3 protein-coding genes and 1 pseudogene are annotated in these 1487 nt (G+C 54.3%); all 4 read right to left on the minus strand.

Annotated elements, in window-relative coordinates:
- Nucleotides 1-80: 80 nt before the first annotated feature.
- Nucleotides 81-512 (minus strand): hypothetical protein, encoded by a 432-nt coding sequence (locus tag ACXJ5O_RS26760; RefSeq protein ID WP_457302555.1) that lies wholly within the window; start codon nt 510-512, stop codon nt 81-83.
- 16 nt (nt 513-528) lie between these two features.
- Nucleotides 529-783 (minus strand): hypothetical protein, encoded by a 255-nt coding sequence (locus ACXJ5O_RS26765; RefSeq protein WP_457302556.1) that lies wholly within the window; start codon nt 781-783, stop codon nt 529-531.
- A 1-nt stretch (nt 784) separates the two neighbouring features.
- Entirely contained in the window at nt 785-1111 is a 327-nt protein-coding gene (locus ACXJ5O_RS26770; protein WP_457302557.1) for a hypothetical protein, read from the minus strand.
- A 128-nt stretch (nt 1112-1239) separates the two neighbouring features.
- Nucleotides 1240-1487 (minus strand): annotated as a pseudogene (locus tag ACXJ5O_RS26775) (transporter substrate-binding domain-containing protein); the annotation flags it as partial.

A 1487-nucleotide genomic window follows, 5' to 3' on the forward strand; every position in this document is an offset into this window, starting at 1 on the left:
ACTCTGGTTATATCCCCTAAGCGTTTTTACCGACACTTGTTACTCTGGTTATATCCCCTAAGCGTTTTTACCGACACTTGTTAGAATCTGGGCGCGGGCGAGAAGCTGCTCCAGGATATCCACTGCCTTGGCTGCTTGTTCCGGCGAGATCGGTGGGGCAGGCGACACGCTCTTCCGTTGTATGCGAATATTGCGGAAATCTCCCAAGGTCTTTGCAGCACCGGAACGACGGTTTCAAGCTGTGTAATCATTGCAGCCAGCTGTGAAACGTCTACCTTGTGCTGGGCGTTGGGAATTACTTTGATCCCGGCATGGTTGGCGACCGCGAGACCTACCTGGCGTACACCTTCAATTGTCAGCAGGAAGCGGGATTGAGTAGTCGTAACATTTCGAGCGTCCGTTAAAAACGCCTCGGCGTCTGCCAGGCGCTGGTGAATGACAGCCTCATCGCGCCGGGTGATTTTGCCCGCGCCAATTTTGACCAGGTTCTGAATGTTTGTTTCCCACGTCATCTTGATCGCCTAATGGCTACTCCAGTTCCGGTACGTCGCCAGATTGAAACAGAATCGTTGGAGGCCCGTAGCCTCCCACTTCAGGCTGTGCGTCGCGAGCCCACGCCAAGACGCCAGCGCATTTTATCGCGAGATAGCGCGCCATTCGAGTGGCATCTTCCGGGGTATCGAACTGCATCGGATCGTAAGCAGGCACAAGCTGGCCATTGTCTGCTCGGGTGAATGCGACAACAACGATAAGACGCGCGGGATGATCATTGGCGTCAGCCAATTCACACATCCTTTTTCTTCATCAATTTCGATAACTGCGTTTCTATCGCGAGCGCGATATCGTCGCGCCTCGCCAAGGATAGATTGTCGGCTATTTCGATGATGGCCGATAGTATTTCGTCTCTGTGCCAGCCCATATCCGAGGCGTGGCCGATCAATTCTATCAGCTTGTCCTCAATCGCCAACTGACATGAATCAAAGCGTTCGGGATGAGTTCTTGGATAGTGTGGCTCTGGTATCGGCATGGCACGGGCCGTCACTTGGGCGTTAGGTGTTTGGTTGCAACGTTGATGATAAGCCATCCCCGGTTGTGTGCAAGCGTGTTGCATGCGCGGTTTCCTCCTTAACGAGTTGATCCGACATTCTTATTTTGTTCTCATGGCAAGAACGATAAAAACATTGGGGCAGGCCGCGCGCTGGTTGGCCAGTCGGGCGAGCCTGGTGGTCAGTGCCCCATTTAGGGTGACTCGCCAAAGTATTTGGCGTGCAGCTGCTCCACGAGACCACGCTCATGAGCGCCTATGAGTTCAACGGTCAGCCGCCTTGTAGAGGGACTGTTGAGAGGAAGCCCGAAGCCGTATTTGTCCGGCTCGAAGACGCCTCCGATGACATCGACCCTTTGTTCGGGGTGTCTGTGGGCATAATATTCCAGCACCGGGGCATCGCCGATGATCGCTGTGATGCTGCCGTCGAGCAAAGCCGCCA

The organism is Phyllobacterium sp. P5_D12 (assembly GCF_054049495.1).